Here is a 17280-nt window from a genome sequence, read left to right as displayed (position 1 = left end):
TGCATGGTCCGCGCCATGCTGAAGCGCACTTCCCCGGCCGACCTGAGTCGCACCCTTGAGGCCAAGTCCGTACGACGGCCGTGGAACCCCGCCCTGCATCCCCGCGACAGCAAGGGCAGGTTCATCGAGACCGGCGGCATCGCGAGGTTGTGGAGCGGGAAACTCGCCCGCGTCGTTCGCGCGCTCCCGCGTGACCGCGTCCTCGTTCAGGACCGCGCGGCCGACGGCACGTACACCGGGCGGCGCCACAGCACCAGCGCCCGCTGGATCACCATGGTCGCGCGCCCCGACGGCAGCGCCCCCACCTCGAACCAGAAGAAGGTCGAGGCAGAGGACTCCCGGCGGGACCGCGACGAACGCCGAGGCATGGGTCTGTCCCGCGACGACCACGGCGACCCGGACACTCCCGACGAGCCGCACAACGCCGACGACGAGGGCAACCCCATCGGCGACGACGACGGCGACAGCCCTGACGACGATGATCAGGACGAGCCCGAGGGCGGCCACCACGACGTCGACCTCACCGCGCTGCCCAACCACAAGGCCCAAGCCGGATCCCGGTTCGAGGACACGGCCGCGGTGCGCCGCCACTTCCTCGAACTGGCCCAGCAGCCCGGCGCCAACGCGCCGGCACTGCGCCGCCTGGCAGGAGACGAGGACCTACAGGTCACCCCCTCCGGGGGCCTTGTCACCACCCGCGACGACGCCACCGGCCGCTGGTACCTCACCGCCACAGGCACCGGCGGGTACCTCGACGCGGGTGACTTCGCCACCCGCGAGGAAGCCGAAGCGGCGGCCGCGTACATCGGCGAGCACGTCCGCAACGGGCACATCATGCCGGGCGAGTTCGACGAGCCGATCGACTTCTCCGACCCCAAGATCACTGACACGCTCCGCACGTGGCGGTCCACCAAGGGCGAGGACGCACAGCAGGCCATCCACCGAGCCGTACAGGACTTCCGCGCCTCCCGCACAGATGGCCCTGCGCCGAAGACGCCGACGCCCAAGCGGCAGCGCACCCAGACCGGCGGCCGCTTCACCACCCTCCAGCAGGTCCGCGCGAACTGGGCTCAGCGAGCCGAGACCCTTCGTGCCACCGGTAACGAAGAGGACCGGCGTACCGCTCAGGACCTCGACGCCCTGGTGAAGGAGCAGCGGCTCAAGCTCGTCGGCGATGGCCAGTTCGTCACCCGCCAGGACGAGGGCGACTGGTACCTGCACGCCACCGGCACCGGCCAGCAGATGGCGCACTGGTTCGACCGTCAGAGCGACGCCAAGGGCTTCGCCGAGCACATCGTCGGCACGCTCAAGGACGCCGACGGGACACCACTCGACTTCTCCGACCCCAAGTTCGCCGACTACCGCAAGAACTGGCGCTCCGCGAACGGGCGCGACTACCACCAGGAATGGACGGCCGCCCGCGCCCTGTGGGACAAGGAACACCCGCCGAAGCACAGCATCGCCACCGACCGTCTCGCCGAGACGCTGCGGCGGCGCCCCTTCGGTGACGACGACGCTCAGGCGCCGAAGGCCGGCGCGGTCACAGAGCCGACGACGAGACCCGAAGTCGCCGACGAACCGGCGATCCCCGTGCACGCGCGGGAGGGGCACAAGGAGAGCGAGCAGGAGCGGAATCCGGCGGCCGAGCAACCGAAGCCGGCACCCGAGCCTGCCGCAGCGCAGCAACCGGAAGAGGGCTCTGGAGCCGAGACTGACGGTCGGCCGGCAGGTGTGCCCAAGGACGCCGAACCCGTCGAAGGTGTGCCCGGGTACTGGGCGACCTCCTGGAACCCCGGGCCGATCACCGTGTATGGGCCAGACGGCGCCCGCATCGCCTCGGTCGTCGGCGGCTACAGCGACCGCCACGCCATGGTCGACGGCGTCCGCGTACCCATCGGCAGCAACGCCGACGTGGCCGACCAGATCATTGCCCGCCACCACCTGGCCACCGCCCACCCAGAGCAGGCCGACCACGTCCACCTGGCGTGGACCACCCACAAGGGCTGCCGCATCCTGGCCGTCCGCGGCACTATCAAGAACGACGCGCGCGACGACCGGGCCGTCAACGTGACCGGCAAACTCCACTGGTCCGGTCACCAGAACGCCCGCGTAACGGGGACCCGCTGGAACCCGGAGACCCGTGACCGCAAGGCCGCCGACATTCTCGCGGCTTTCATCCGGCAAGGCCGCAACGTCCGTGTCACCGACGAGGACCTCAACAACACCGCCGCTGCCCCGGCGAAGGCCCAGTTGGATGAGGACACCAAGCGACTCAGGGCGATGCCCGAGTCGGACCTGCTCGGGTCACGCGACAACCTCAAGATCCACGTCCAGGTCGCCACCACCGCGGCCCGAAGGCAGCAAGCCCGAGCCGCCCTGCAGAAGGTAGAAGCCGAACTCGAACGGCGCCGCATCGCGCGGGACGCCGAGACGCGCGAGGAACCCGAGGTTCCCAAGCAAAGTGCGCAGGACCGCGCCTCCGCGATGAGCGACGTCCACCTCGCCGAGGCCATCAAGACCGCCGAGAGAGACCGAGGCACCTACGGCTCACGGCGCGGCGAACGGCTCAACGAGGATGAGCAGGCCCTCTACGCCGACCGCCGGCGCCGTACCACCGACCGCCTCAACCAGGCCGGGCGCCCGCAGGACATGAGCGGCGAGGAGCTCGCCGCACACGTGGCGGACCTGCAGCGGCAGGAACGGGCCCACAAACCCTCCGGGGCGCTGCACGACGAGGACGATCTCGCCCCGGAGCGAGACCTGTGGAAGCAGGTATCCGAGCGCCTGAAGGACGCTGAAACCGAGGACCAATCCCGCCGACTTCACGCCATCCAGGAACGGCCGGCGGTCCAGGACCTCGACGACCAGACCCTAGAGAAGGAGTACCTGTACCTGCCCCACCGCCTGCCTCGGCTGAGCGATGAGCAGAACGAGATCCTGACGGCCCGCCGTGAAGCGCTGAACAAGGAACGCCAGAATCGAGCGGCCGCCGTCTACCGCAACCGCCCCGACGCGACCGGACTCAGCGACGCGGACCTGGACCAGGAATTCCGCGCCCTCCACAAGGAAAAGCACCGGGCCTACGGAGCGGTGCGGGAGGCCCTGGGAGAGCGGCTGAAAGCCCTCTTCGAGGAGCAGAACCGCCGCGGCGCTCTGGGCCGCGAGCACAAGGTCAAACGAGCAGAGCCCCGACAGGACCCCCTCACCACCTCGCACGGCGTGACCGTCCAGGTCGACGGCAACAAGTACGGCAAGATCGACTACCAGGCGGACGGTTCCACATGGCCGGGCGGGCCCAAGACCGGGTGGAACGCGCAAGGCGAAAGCCCCGGCAGTAACCTCGGCGCCTTCCCGAGCATGACCGAGGCCCTCGCCGCGCTCGTCGACAGCTACGACACCGACCCGGCCACCGAACCGGTGCGCCTCTACGGGCCGGTGCGCCGCGTGTGGGTGCCGAAGATGTTCTTCGAGCACTACCGACCCTTCCGCCGCGCCGATTCCTTCCCCACGGCCAGCAAGGAGCGCCAGACCCTCTACGGCCTGTTCACCGGATACGCCTACGGCGGCTGGTCGGACGGCACCAATCCCATCACCAGGAAGGTCGGCAAGGGTGCGAACCTCGACGTGCCCGAGGGCCTGCTCGCCGAGTTCCACCGAGTCACGGAGGAACTTTCCCGCGAGATGATGCTGCAGGCCAGCGACCGGGAGCTGGACTCATCAGACCGGTCCAAGGCTCGCACGCGGTTGGCCGCTATCAACGCTGCGCTGCACGGGATCGACGCACAGCGCACAGCAGTACGTAAGGATGGCGGGGACGACGACCGCAAGGTCATCTCCCGCGAGGAGATCGAGGCGCAGCAGGCAGCCCTGCGCGCGGCTCTTGGAACGGATGAAGGGGCTGATGGTGAGCATCTACAGCCAGGTGGCCAGGGATCACTGGGCGCGGTACCGGCCGCGGGAGCTGGCGCAGATGGACGACCCGGAGCGGTTCTTCCTGAACAAGGGCAGGGAGATCGAGACGGCGATCCTGGTAGCCGAGGAGGCGCTGGAGCAGGCCGCGCCGGCGGCGACGGAGTACGAGGCGCGGGCAGGTCAACTCCGGCAGATCAGGGCGGACGCGACCGCGATGGTTCTGCGGGAGCTGCTGCCGCAACCGGAGCCGGAGACCGAGGAGACACCGGCGCTGACGCCGGAGATGCGGGATCTGCTGGCGATGCAGGACGCGGTGTACGACATGTAGCCCCCGCTTCCGGCCCAATCCGGCCGGTGCCCCCAAGGGCCCGATCCAGCGTGCCGCCGCGAACGTCGAGGCCATCCGGGTCATGAAGCGGCTGGAGCGGGAGAACCGCCCGGCCACCGAAGACGACAAGGCCGTCCTCGCCCGCTGGAGCGGGTGGGGAGCGGTGCCCATCCTGTTCGCGTCGGAGCCCAAGGAGAAGGAACCCCGCTACCAGCAGGGCGGCGCTCGATACGGGAAGATCGACCAGGACCACGCTCGCTGGGCGGAGTACCGCGAGCTGCGAACCAAGCTCTCCCAAGAGCTGACGCCCCTGGAGTGGCAGCAGGCCCGACGCGGCACGCTGTCGATGCACTACACGCCGCAGCCCATCGCCGAGGCGATGTGGGACGGCCTGAAGGCACTGGGGTTCGAGCGCGGTGACGTCCTCGAAGCCGGCAGCGGCTCCGGCACCTTCTTCGGGCTTTCCCCGGCCGGCGCTCACCTCACCGGCGTCGAGCTGGACCCGACCACGGCGCGGATCGCCCAGGCGATCTACCCGGACGCCAACATCCTCAACGAGAACTTCGCCGAGACCGACGCCGACCCCGGAACCTTCGATGCCGCCATCGGCAACGTCCCCTTCGCGTCGGTGCCGTTCGGCGACAAACGGTATCCCGCCGAGTCCCTGCACAACGGGTTCATCACCAAGGAACTCGCGCTGACGCGGCCCGGCGGCATCACCCTGCTTCTCACCTCCCGGCACACCCTCGACTCCAAGGGCGACAAGGCCCGCAAGCAGATCGCCAAGTACGGCGACCTCCTCGGCGCCGTCCGCCTACCCGCCGGAGTCTTCAACGACGCCGGGACCAGCGTCGTCACCGATGTCTTGGTGCTGCGGCGCCGCGCCGACGGCGACGAGCCGGCCGACACCTCATGGCTGAACGCCCCCGAGCGCAAGGTCGGGGAGTCCCGCGAGCACGTCAACACGTACTTCACCGAGCACCCCGAGCACGTCCTGGGAGAACTGACCACCCAGTCCTCGCCCTTCGGGCCACGCCTGACCGTCAAGGGCGACCCGGCCAAGGCCGCCGACCAACTCCGCGACGCCCTGATGGACATCGCCACCAAGGCGAAGGCCAACGGCAACGGCTACCAGCCGCACCCCGACGGCGACAACCGCCCGCCGGTCATCCTGCAGACCGCCAGGGAGAAGCACGCCAACGACTGGACCGGCCGCCTCTACGAGGGCGACGACGGCAAGCTCTACCAACACGTCAACGGCGGAAACCCCGTCGCCGTCGAGCCGTCCGACGGCCGCGGCGACCAGCTCCGCGCCCTGATGGAACTGCGCGACGTCGCCGCTGAGCTGCGCACGCTCGACCGCAAGAACGCAGAAGACGAGCGCGCCGAACAACTGCGTGCCCGGCTTCGCGACCTGCACACCGCCTACGTCGAGCGGTATGGGCCCCTGTCCAAGCCCGGACAGGTCCGCAGCATGAAGACCGGCACGCGGCCGGACGGGAAGGAGGAGCGCACCCCGACCGCGGTCGGCTATTTCCGCTCCGACCCGGACGCCGGTTCGGTCCTTGCCCTGGAGCGGTGGGACGCCGACAAGCAGGAACCGATCCTTTCCCGCGTCTTCGACGAGCGTGCCGCCGCGCGCCGGCAGCCGCTTGACCGGACCGACGACCCGAAGACGGCCCTGTCCGCGGTCGTCGCCGCCACAGGCGAAGTCGACCTTGGTGAGATCGCGCGCCTGCTGAACGTGGACCCGCAGGAGGCCCTGCGGGCACTGGGCAACGAGGTCTTCACCGACCCGTCCACCGGACGTCTGGAGCTGGCCGGCGCCTACCTCTCCGGCCCCGTCCGCGACAAGCTTCAAGCCGCCCGCCGCGCGGCCGAGACGGACCCGGCGTTCGCCGTCAACGTCTCCGCGCTCGAAGCGGTCCAGCCGACCGACCGCGCAATCGGTGAATTCACGCCGGAGATGAGCGCGCACTGGACGCCGCCCGAGCTGCTGCAGGGGTTCCTGCGCGAATACCTCGGCGACAAGACGCTGCGGGTTGCTCACGATGACCGCTACGGCTGGATGCTCTACACCGGCCAGGTCCCCAAGGCCAACAACGTCATGCACGGCGTCGCGGCCGACGAGGAGAAGGGCACCAAGGGCAAGAGCGCGGTCGAGATCGCCCGCTCCCTTCTCGGCCACGGCTCGCTGACCGTCTACCGCGACGACAAGCGTCGGGACGTCGACGAAAAAACGTCACGCCTGGTCCGCCACAAGGCCGACCAAATGCGGGCGGAGTTCGCGAAGTACGCGACGGCCAACGCCGACCGGCTCACGCGACTGACCGACGCCTACAACAAGATCATGAACGGGCACGTCGTCCGTTCCTACGACGGCATGAGCCCGTCCCTGGACGGCTTCACCCCAGAGCGCACCCCGCACGCCTGGCAGCTCGCCGGCGCCGCCCGCATGCAGTTCGAGCGGTCGGTCATCCTCGCCCACGAAGTCGGGCTGGGCAAGACCTCCACCCTCGTCATGGGCACCCAGGCCCTCAAGGCGTCCGGGCAGATCGAGAAGCCCTTCGCCGTCGTCCCCGACCACCTCGCCCAGCAGTGGTACGACGAAGCGCGGTTCCTCTACCCCAACGCCGAGATTCATCTGATCACCAGCGCAGACCTGGCTGATGGACGCCGCGACAGCACGCTGGAGTGGCTGCGCGCCAACCGGCCGGACCTCGTGATCTTCACCGAGCCCGCCTTCGGTTCGATCAAGATGAGCCCCGAGGCGCAGGAGGAATACGAGTTCCGGGAGCTGGAAGCCCTGCGCGAGCAGCTCGACCGGCAGTACGAGGACGCCAGCAACCCGGAACACCCGTTCATCGTCGCCAAGATCGAAGCGCGCATCGCGACGGTCCAGAACAAGATCAGCAGAAACGATGCGCCGAGGCGTACACCTGGTCAGACGTACTGGGACGATCTCGGGTTCGACTACGCCGTCGTTGACGAGGCCCACAGGTACAAGGGCGTCGGCTTCCGCTCCCGCGAGGGCGGCGGTGACCCCGCCTCGATCCGCGGCATCGACCTGCACCAGAAGCTCACTGACCTCCACCGCCGCCGTGCCGGCCGCGCCACCGTCACCCTGGCCACCGGCACCCCGCTGAGCAACAGCATCACCGAGCAGTACACGATGCTCGCCCTTGCCGCCCCGTGGGTCCTGGACTCCTACCGGGCCGGCGCACCGGACCTGTGGGCCGCGACGTTCGGCCGCAAGACCCTCCGTATCGAGAACGCCCCCGACGGCAGTGGCCTGCGCATTGTGGAGCGCTTCTCAGAGTTCCACAACCGCCGCGCCATGAAGACGATGTGGGGCCTGGTCGCCGACACCAAGCGCGCCGACGACGTCGGCATCCCGCGCCCGAAGATCGCCGGCGGCGGCCCGAACCTGATCATGGTCGAGCCGACCAAGGACCAGACGGCCCGGTTGAAGGGGCTCGTCGCCCGCGGCCGCGCGATCCACAACGGAGACGTCGACCAGTCGCAGGACAACATGCTCGCCGTCTCCAACGATGGCACGTCCGTCGCGCTGGACCCGAGGCTCATCGACGCGAACGCCCCGGCAGGCAACAAACTCGCCGCCGTCGCCGCCCGGCACGTCGAGCGCTACCACCAGCACAAGGGCCGCGTCTACAAGACGCACTACTCACCCGACGGTTCCGCCCCGGACCACCCGGTCCCCGGCGCACTCCAGATGATCTTCCTGAACGAGGGCGTGCCCGGCACCCGGAACCGCGGCAGCTTCGACGCCTACGCCGAGCTCAAGCGGCTCATGGTCGAAGGCGGCATCCCGGCCGAGAAGATCGCGTTCGTCCAGGACCACAAGAAGACGGGCAAGCCCGAGGAACTGGCCGAACTCTTCCGCAAGGCTCGGGACGGCGAGATAGCCGTGCTCATCGGCTCCAGCAGCGTCGCCGGCACCGGCATGAACGCCCAGAACCGCATGATCAGCCTCACGCACGTCGACCTCGACTGGGGCGCCGCGCAGATGGAACAGCGCAACGGCCGCGCCATCCGCTACGGCAACCAGAACCCCGAAGTCGACATCGACATCTTCGCCACCAAGGGCAGCCTCGACGGCTGGAAAGCGGGTTTCGTCGCCTCCAAGGCGGAGGGGCTCATCGACATCCAGCGCCCCGAGATGGCCGACAGCGACACCCGCGACACCGTCACCGAGCTGGACGTCGACTACCCCGACTACGAGACGATGGAAGCCGAGATCGGCGGTAACCCCCACATGAGCCAGCTCATGAAGGCCCGCCGCCGGCTCAAGGACCTGGAGATTGACCAGCACAACGAGGCCGCCGAACGCGTCCGCCGCCAAGAAGCCCTGGCCGACCTCCACCAGGAACTCGCCGAAACCCGCGACGGCATCGCCCGCCGCGAGGAGGCCCTGCCCCGCATCCGCGACGTCCGTGACTCCTTCGACATGAAGCTCGGGGGCCTGTCGTACACCGAGCGCTCCGACGCCGCAGCAGCACTTCACCGCCAGGTCACCACTCAACTCCTGGAGCACAACCACGACGGCATGGGCCCGTGGAAAATCCTGGGCCAGTTCGGCGGCCTCGATATCGGTGTACGCACCGAGCGCCGCCCGGACGGCAAGCTGGTCGCACACGTCGGCTTCCCCGACCTGGCCCGCTCCGACTTCGAGCGCGGCCCGGAGGACCTGAAGAAGAAGGGCGCCGGGTCGGGCATGATCACCCGGCTCACCAACGCCCTGGACAAGGCGCCTGCTCTCCAGGAGGCAGACCGCGCGCGACTGCCCGAACTGGAGGAGCAGATAGCCCTTCTGCAGTCGGCGCAGGCCGCCGTGGACCTCAGCCCGCAGATCGAGCACGCGAGGGCCCGCGCGAATCTGCTGGACGACATCGTCGGCCGGATCGCTGAACTCGACAAGTTGCCGGACCTCGACGCGGACACGCTCGACAAGAAGCTGAGCAAGGCCCAGCGCCGCGACCTCATCGAGGAGCGGCACCAGGATCGTGTACCGCTCCAGGCGGCCGTCGACGCCGCGGTGCGTGAACTTAAGGAATTCGACCGCAAGTTCCCCCAGCCCGAGCGCCCCGAGAAGCCGGAGAAGCCGGAGAAGCCGGAGGGGCCGGAGCCGAAGCCGGACCGCGTCCGGCTCTCCGCCACGGAGGTTTCCCAGACCCTTGACCAGCTCCGCCCTGACCACTCGGGCAACGACAAGACGTCCGAGGAGCCCGTCGACACGCCCGACACCACGGCGGACGCGGAGGCCGGCGGCGACGTTGCGCAGCCTCACCAGCCGGCCGAGGAACAGCCCGGCCGACCTCTGTCACCGGCATGGGGCAAGCCCGAACAACTCATCGCTGTGACCATGCCCGCAGCCCTCGTCGAGTTCCACCGCCAAGACGGCACGGCGGCAATGGAGGACCCAGACACCCGCAAGGCCCTCGACGAGGCAAAGCGGACACGGAACGGGGCCCTGCGAGTGACGGCCCCCTTGCCGTCCACCGGGACCTTCTGGACCTGGCATGGGTCCTCGCCAGCGATGACGACGACGAACAATCCAGCGAGGAAGAACAGCGGGCCTACCGTACGTACGAGCAGCGCATCGAGAAGGCCGTCGCCGAGCGGCGCCAGGCCCGCGCCACCCAGACGCCGGCCGCCGCACCGAAGATCGACACCACCGCCGACGAACCCGCCAGACCGGCACACGCCGACACGCCCCACGACGCCGAACAGCCCATCACAGGGCCCCAGAGCACCGACAGCGGCACGCCGCCGAATACGGTCACCCTCAGCCACGATGAGGTATCCGCGCAGCTCGACGCCGTCCGCCCCGAAGGGTCCAAGGCTCCGTCCGCGATGACGGACCAGGAGATCGCGGACGAAATGGTCGAGCTCATCGGCCGGGAAATGACCCAGGGAGAGCTCTCGGGCATCGACCGCACCCGCATGGCAGTCCTTGAGGCAGAGGAAGCCCGACGTGCCGGCCGCGCTCCAAAGCGAGAGGCGAAGCCCGATCGGCAGCCCGCGGAGCCGACCGGCCTCTTCGACGTGGAACCCGCCCACTCGCCTGCCGCGCCCGCTCCCGACCCGGACAACCCGCTCGACGTGGCCGACGACCCGTTCGGTACGCCCGACATGTTCGCCGACCACGAAGGACGCGACACCAGCGACCTGCGGCCGGTCCAAATGCGCGCCGCCGCCGACCTGCAGGAAGGTGATCGATACACCGACAGCGACGGGCGGACCCACACGGTCGCCGAACCCCCGCGGGTCACAAGCCGCGGGCGCATACGGATCGTCACCCGTGACGGCCAGGAACGGTTCTACACCCGTGACATCGCCCTCCGGCTGCGCTACCCGGACGAGAACGTCACCGACACCGCAGACCCGCCGCAGCCCGCGGCTGACCAGCCGGCCCCGAAGGCGGACACCGCCTCCTTCAACGTCGTGCAACGCAGTGCGCACATCAGTGACCTGGTGGGCCGAGCCCTCGACATCGCGGGTGGAGACGCCCTCCCCGCCATCCAGGACCTGGCGGACGCTCTGGAGAGGGCGGAGACAGCAGACGACCCGGACTCGGAACTCCGCGACATCGCCAAGCGCCTCGACGCCTTGGCGGAGGAGTACGAGAAGGGTGGCCGCTTCGGCCCTGCGGCCGGAAAGCTGTTCCGCCGGGCAGCCCGCATTGCGCGAGGCGACGACGAGGACGCATCCCGCCCGGACCACGACGACCGAAATCGCCCCGCACCGCAAGCTCCCACTGCCCCGGACGCCTGGGAACCGGGAAACAACGAGCAGCCGGAAGAGGGCCGGAGCGGGGCCGGGCACGACGACGGGCACAACAACCGCGACCGGGAAACGGACACGGCCTCGGACTCGGCAGCGCCCGACGAGGCCCCGCACAGCACGGACGGCGGACAGGGGACGCCGGAGCCCCTGGAACGCACCTCGGACGATGAGGACACCGCGCCCCACGACGCCCCGGAGGACGGCGACCGCGACTCCCAGGACCACAACTCCGACTCTGACCGTGAAGACAACGATGTCGACACCGACGAGCCGAACACCCATAACGACGAAGACGACAACGAACGCCGCCGCCGTCGTCGGCGTCGACGTGGTGGCAACGGCAGCCCCGGCGGCGCAGGACCCGGCGGAACAGGCGGACCTGGCCTGCCCCGGCTGGACGTTCCGCGCCCGCCCCGCATCCCGGCGGCCGGCGGCAGCGCAGAGCCCGGCGACGGCGCCGGGCACCACGGTGAGGCAGCCGACCGCACGACACCGCGCACTGCGGCAGACCTCCGTGCCGCCTGGCAGCGCGGCAGCGGGCTGACCGCCGAGGAGAACACGCCGGAACGACGCGAGTTCCTCGCCCAGATCGCCGACAACCCCACGCTCACCCTGTCCGCCGGCGGCGGGCTGATCACGTGGACCGACGACACCACGCCGGAAGGGATGCGGCGCTGGCAGTTCGCGCAGGCCCGTAACGGAGGCCGCTTCGGCAAGATCACGCTTACGGCGCGCAACGCCGTCGACGCCCGTGACCTGGCCAGCCTGTTCGAGATCGCCACCGACGCTGAAGGGCAGACCCTCGACTGGCACCAGCCACTCGACCCCGAGGACATCAGCCGGTGGCGCGACCACCAGGGCCGCACCCTGCCCCAGGCCCTGCGTGCCCTGCGCGACCTGTTCCAAGACGGCGACGAGCCGGGCCACTCCCCGGAGCCGGCGCCCACCGTCACGCTCCCGGAAGACCTGGGCCACCTGAGCGACGACGACCTCGCTTCCGCCTGGGGGCAGGGCCTGTCCGAGGCCGACCAGATGCGCGTGGCCGCCGAGATGGACCGGCGCGACCACGCCGATCAGCGAGTCCGCGACGCCATCCCCGCCACCCCGGCAGTCGATGCGGAGGAGGTACGCCGTCGCGGTGAAGCGATGGATGCCGCGCTCGGCTTCGGCACCTCGGAGATCACCCGGCGCCCGCAGACGCGCGAGGAGCGCCTGCAGCGCGAGTTCCAGGACCTCGACGAGGCCAGGTACGCCGCCGCGATGGTCGCCACCAACGGCTACTTCTTCAACCGCGCGAGCGGGAGTCTCCCTCCCGTCAGCGAGCGCGACCTGTTCTCCGGCGGCCACCTCTCCCGATTCGGCCGGTGGCGGGAGTACGCCAGCGAGGAACTCGCCGACTGGTTCGACGCCAACGGCGGACGCCTGACCTACAACCAGTACAAGCAGAAGCACCGCCACGACGAGAAGCGCGCCCGCCAGGAGTACGAGGAGGAGCAGCGCCGCACCGCAGCCGCGCCGACCTCCGCAGCCACCCCAGAGGCTGGCAGCACCACCGCCGGGCCCCGTATCGACGACATCGATCTGCCGTCGTTCACCGCGGCCCCGGAGCCCGAGGACGACGCGAACCGCCGCTTCGGCGGCGCCGAGCAGGTGCGTGCCCTTGCTCAGCGCGCCGAACTCCGACCGGCCGCCACCGCCGACGCGTTCGACGTATGGATGGACAGCCGCCGCATCGGCACCGTGCGCAACGCGAACCGAGACGATGACGACCGCGGCCCGATGTGGGACGCCACGCCCCTACTCACGATCAACCACGGCAACAACAGCCGCTCCGCCAGCCGGGATCTGGCCGTGGCCAACCTGGTGGTGCGGGCCATGCGGAACCCCGCCGACCCCGCGAACCCCGACGAGGACACCTGGAATACGGTCAGAGCACTCCTCGCCGCCCCCAGCCCCGAGTTGCCGGGCCTCCCCGACAACGTCAGCACCGACCAGGCGGTCAAGGACCGCTACGCCCGTCTGGTGCACCTCATCGAGTCGTTCCGCTCGCAGCAGTCGCCCAACGGGAACCTGGCGACGGACCTGGCGCAGGCCCGCGACGACTTCCAGTGGCTGCACGACACCCTCACCTCCGCCCCGGGCAAGCCACAGGACCGCGAGGTTCTCCAGGACCTCACGCAGCGCTCCCTCTGGGCAGATCGCCTGCGCGAGGGGTTCCTCCAGAACCACGACAACCACACCCCCGACAGGGCCGGCGACGAGCCGGACGGCGCAACCCCGCCCGCGACCCGCGCAGTCCCCGGCGGCGCACAGGAGCCGCCCGCTGCGGAGACGGCCGCAACCGCAACGGGCGATGCTGCCCCCCGTATTGGTGCGGGGAGTCAGTTGCACCCTGCGGGTGACAACCCGGACGCTGCCGCGGTTCCGCGCGGTGACAGCGCTCGGGATACCCGTGAGACACCCCACGGCAACAGCGTTCCGGATGCTGTCCAGACCCCACCCGGTGGCAGCATCCGGCGGAACCGCGAAGTCCCGCGCGACGACAGCGCCCCGGACACCCGCGAGACCCCGCACAGCGACAGCACTCCAGGCGCCGGGGCCGCACCCGAAACGAACCGCCGTGACGACTCCGACACCGAGCGCGCTCCGAGGGGCGAAGCCCCAGCCTCGAACGCCGACCAGACCCGCGCGTCTGGGCCCGCGCCGAAGCCGACCCGCACGCCCGACAACCCGCACACGCACTCGCGCGAGCCCGAGTCCCGCCTCGACCCCGAGCCCATCGGCGGGCAACCCGCCCACTGGGCCAGCGTCGACCAGCTCCAGTTCGGCGACGTGGCGCGCATCGACGGAACGACCCGCCGGGGCCGCACCGTGACCCGCGCCGGGTACGTCCTCAACGCTCCCGAACGCGTCACCGTCACCCGCCGGGGCCGCACCGAGACCATGTGGCGCACGACGATCAGCGAAACGCCCGACGGCCGAACCGGCAGCCGCGGCACCGTCTACACGCCCCTCAACGCCAGCGCCGCCCGTGCCGAGGCCCCCGACATCAACGCGTCCGGCGCCCCGGCGAGCGGTGCCCAAGGCGACGTCATCAGCGGTGACCTGCCCGACACCATCGCCACCGACACCCACGGCCGCGGCCTCTTCCCCGGCAGCCACGTCACCGGCAACGGCGACCGCGACGGCACCGTCACCGGCGTCACCGACACCACGGTCTCCGTGCGATGGGCCAACGGCGACACCGACACCGGTGTCACACCGACATCCCTCACAGTCGACGACACCCAGGACCGGCGCCCCACCGGCTGGACTCCCGCCGGCCAGCGGCTGCGCCCCGGCCACGTCGTCTCCGACGAGAACGGAGCGCTCCTCGGCCCGGTCGACGAGGCCAACGGCGACAGCATCACGGTCACCACCACCCAGGGCACCATCACCCGCCACGCCTCGGACCTCCGAGTCGTCGGGGAAGTCCGCGACGACACCCCCGAGACCGCACCCATCACCGGCATCAGCGAGTCGACCGCCGGCGAGATCAACAAGGGCGACACCGTCGTGCTCGACCTCGACGGGGCTCCGACCACCGTGAAGATCCGGAACACCGACCGCGACGGCGACCGCGTCGCCCTCGACTACGTCGACACCACGACGGGCGAACTCGGCGCCATCGACATGGACGCCACCGCCGTCGTTCACAAGGCCGAAGGCCCCAACGGCACCGCACCGAACCTCGGCCCGGACCATGCGCCGGCCGCCGACGACGAACTCACCGTCCACGAGCCTCAGCCCACGCTCGACCCTGTCAACGGCCCCACCGTCGACCCGGACCTCACCCCGGCCGACCGCGACGCCATCGCCGCCAACGGCAGCAGCCCCGAAGACGACCCCGACGCCCAGCAAGCCGCCGCCCGGCTCGGCGCCGACCTCCCCGTCACACCGGAGCAGGCCGCCGCCCTCGCGGCCCAGCTCCGGGCGAACGCGGACCCGGCGACCACCGAGGGACGAGCCGCGCTGCGCGCCGCCGACCACCTCGACCGTGCTGCCGGCCGAACCGCACCGGAAGGACTCGACCGCCCCCGCCCGTCCAACGCCGCGCAGATCAGCGAAGGCGACGTCATCGCCATGCCCGACGAGCGCCGCGGTGACGAGATCCACGTCTACCGCGTCATCGACGTGGAAGAAGGCCCCGGCGGGGTGCGCAGCCTGCTCCTGGAGGACGAGAACCGGCAGTGGAAGCGGCGCATCGTCCACGCCGCCATGCCCCTCTGGCAGCTTCCCGAACCGGGCCCGGACACCACCGGCAACGACACCCCGAACCCGGCTCCCGCACCGCGCGACCCCAACCCACCGATCACCGCGGTACGACACCAGATCGTCGCCGACCACCGCCGGACGGTGGCCGTGCGCATCATCGACGAGGCCGTCACCGGGACCGAGCCGCCCGGCGACATCCACGCCCTGCGCGAGCAGATCGCGCAGCGCCTGACCCCCGATGCCCTGCACGACGCCCGCAACGCCGCCCGCCAGAGCGCAAGCGCCGCCCTGGACGCCGCGGGCATCACCGGCCGTGACCGCGCCGCCATCCAGCAGGCGATCCGCCGGGCCCGCGCGACGGCGCACCAACAGACCGTCCGGGCCGCGCTCCGCACGGTCAACGACCTCGAACCCCTCCCCGGCGAGAGCAACGAGGACCTGGCGCAGCGCGCGGCCGACCTGCTGCGGCTCATCCCGGACCAGGTCGCCTCACCGTCGCGCCCCCGCAATGTCCGGGGCGGCGACGGGCACGCCGACGCCACCACGCACGTCAACGACGCGGTGACAGCGCTCCTGCGGCAGCTCGAAGAGGCCGGCGTCGACCCGGCCGACACCGACGCACTGACCCGGCTCCTCACCGCGCAGCTCGACGGAACCCGGCAGGCCGCCGCCCGCCGCATCGTCCGCCGCGCCGCCGCCTCGTCCCCGGACGCGGCCCGGCAGCCCGATTTCCTGGCGCGCACCATCGCTCTGCTGGGACGCATGGGCCGCCGCCTCACCGAGCTGGTGAAGGCTGCCGCCAAGAAGATCGCCGAGCTGTGGCGCGACCGCCGTGAACGGCTCTCCCGCCTAAAGGCGTTCCTGCGCCGCCTGGTGGGCCGGGTGCGTAACTGGCCGGAGTCCCGCCGCCTGGCGCGTCTGCACGCCGCGCTCGACCTCCCGGACGTCGAGGGCGAGTCCCTGGCCGCACGGGTGTCCCAGTGGGCGGGCCTGCTGCCTGAGCCAGGCCGCTTCGGGCAGGCGTCCCGCCGTATCTCCTGGTGGCGGCCGACGACGTGGGCACAGCTCGCCGCGGGCAGACTCCCCGGCCGCGCCTCAGAGGCCCGGTGGGTGCCGGACCGTGCCTCCGACGGCGGCCCCGGTCTTACCGCGCTGCGGCACATGGCCGTGCTGCGGGCGGCCGGCACGGATGTCGACCAGGACGTGACCCGCCATCTGGCCGATGCGCTTGGTGACGACTTCGGCGGCGACCCGCACGGCACCCTCCGCCACGCAGACGACTACGTGGCCGCCACCGAGCGGCGTCTGCTCAACCTCCAGGCCGCGCGCAGCAGCAACACCATCCAGGACCCGGCCGTGGACGTGGAGATCGCTGCCGCCCGCATGGAAGCTGCGGCCGCCCGCCGCGAATGGGAGGAGCTGCGGAGCCGCTACGCCGCGGCGGTGCCCGACGCCGTTGCGGCGGCCCTGGCCGATGTCCGTGATCTTGGACCCCAGGGCGCCGCGGGCATCGTGTTCGGCCCGGACACCACCCCGGACGCCGAGCGGGCCGTGCGCGACGTGCAGCGCCTCATCCCCAGGGACTGGCTCGCCACCCCGGACGGGCGCCGGCTCACCGCCGTCGCAGGTGAGGCAGGCCGGTACGAACCCGATGCCCGTCGCGCCACAGTCGCCGACCTCGGCGACGCTGGCGTGGGCACGGCCGCGCACGCCCTGGCGCAACACCTCGCCGGGCACCTGCCGGACCTGGACGCCGCGCAGCGCGCCTTCTGGTACACCCGCACGCACACCGGCCGCCCCGGCGCCCGCACACTCGACCGCACCGCCCTCGGCAGGCTCCTGGCCCAGCAGCAGACGCAGACGGACACGGGTGACAGCCTCGCCCGGTCGTTGCAGGCGATGTTCACCGGCGACTGGTACGAGGACGACGACCTGCGGGCGTTCCTCCTCGGCCTGCTCGCCACGCGATGAGGGAGAAG

The 17280-nt window shown here is 70.9% G+C and carries 3 protein-coding genes; all 3 read left to right on the top strand.

All coding sequences use genetic code 11. From position 1 onward, the window contains the following. The first annotated feature begins 15 nt into the window (after positions 1-15). The 3 genes from ACQEVS_RS09875 to ACQEVS_RS09865 are packed head-to-tail and all read left to right on the top strand — an operon-like array spanning position 16 to position 17272. Positions 16-4326 carry a hypothetical protein gene (locus ACQEVS_RS09875; RefSeq protein WP_433018115.1) on the top strand — a complete coding sequence of 1437 codons (4311 nt, stop codon included), beginning with the start codon at positions 16-18 and terminating at the stop codon, positions 4324-4326. Then, a complete protein-coding gene (locus ACQEVS_RS09870) occupies positions 4323-10118 on the top strand; it encodes a helicase-related protein (RefSeq protein ID WP_433018112.1) in 5796 nt (1931 codons plus the stop codon). Before ACQEVS_RS09875 ends, ACQEVS_RS09870 begins: the two co-directional genes overlap by 4 nt. After that, the gene (locus tag ACQEVS_RS09865; RefSeq protein WP_433018109.1) at positions 10115-17272 is read left to right on the top strand and encodes a hypothetical protein; all 7158 of its coding nucleotides are present in this window, start codon (positions 10115-10117) and stop codon (positions 17270-17272) included. The genes ACQEVS_RS09870 and ACQEVS_RS09865 overlap by 4 nt, the downstream gene beginning before the upstream one ends. Positions 17273-17280: the final 8 nt, after the last annotated feature.

Origin of the sequence: Streptomyces sp. CA-181903 (assembly GCF_050937075.1) — a bacterium.
Taxonomy (GTDB): domain Bacteria; phylum Actinomycetota; class Actinomycetes; order Streptomycetales; family Streptomycetaceae; genus Streptomyces.
The sequence above is the reverse complement of the archived record's forward strand: the minus strand, read 5'-3'. Positions and strand labels throughout refer to the sequence as shown.

Bases quoted from the DNA above. Each gene is read 5' to 3' on its own strand.
- ACQEVS_RS09875 (WP_433018115.1), top strand. From the start codon at position 16: ATGCTGAAGCGCACTTCCCCGGCCGACCTGAGTCGCACCCTTGAGGCC.
- ACQEVS_RS09870 (WP_433018112.1), top strand. From the start codon at position 4,323: ATGAAGCGGCTGGAGCGGGAGAACCGCCCGGCCACCGAAGACGACAAG.
- ACQEVS_RS09865 (WP_433018109.1), top strand. From the start codon at position 10,115: ATGACGGACCAGGAGATCGCGGACGAAATGGTCGAGCTCATCGGCCGG.